We start from the raw sequence: 706 nt of genomic DNA on the forward strand, positions 1-706 counted from the left end.
GTTCGGTGGTGCCGCGCATCAGAACGTACGCCACAGCCGCCACGTGCCGGTCCGCCTCCGACAGCGCGGTGAAATCCCCGGCATGCACGGTGAACCGCTCGATCACCGCGCCGGCACGCGCGGGCGTTCCGCCAAGCAGAGCGTGAGCCCGCCGCACAGCCCGGTGCGCCGGAGACATGGACGCCGTGTCCACCGGCGCCTTCGCCCACAACCGCTGGAAAGACCGCACAGCCCCCGCATCCAAGGCCGCCGCGCGTTTGGTCGCAGACACCTCCGGGGCGCCGAGCCCGTCGTGCGAGGCGCCGTCCCCCTCGCCCGCAGCACGCCCGGCTCCACGCGCCAACTCCGTATCCTGCGCGGACCACGGCACGTCCTTTGACACCGCGTCGTCCCCGTGCACGGCCGCATCCCTCACGACATGCCCGGGCCCAGCGGTCACCGCCTGCTCGGCGTCGTCCCCGTGCGCGCCCGGGACGAGGATGGCGAACACGGAGTGTGAGAGGCCGGTGCCCAACCCGGTGGAAACGCCTGCCGGTGTGTCCCCCCGGTTGATCCCTGCTGCTCCTGCTCGCCCGCGCGGACAGAGTGCTGCGGACCGTCAGGCACATCACCGACGCCCGGTTCGGAGGGGGAATTGGATTTTTCCAGTCTATCGGCCGAATCCCCCCTCTGACGCCACCCGGCAATCAGGCGATCGAAGAATTCA

Annotated in this window: 1 protein-coding gene; it reads right to left on the bottom strand. The window is 70.8% G+C overall.

Annotated features, from left to right (window positions below):
* The coding region (locus IE94_RS36700) for a hypothetical protein (protein ID WP_157849455.1) at positions 1 to 490 on the bottom strand (490 nt) is incomplete at its 3' end.
* Positions 491 to 706: the final 216 nt, after the last annotated feature.

The organism is Streptomyces violaceorubidus, assembly GCF_000717995.1.
Classification (GTDB): Bacteria; Actinomycetota; Actinomycetes; order Streptomycetales; family Streptomycetaceae; genus Streptomyces; species Streptomyces violaceorubidus.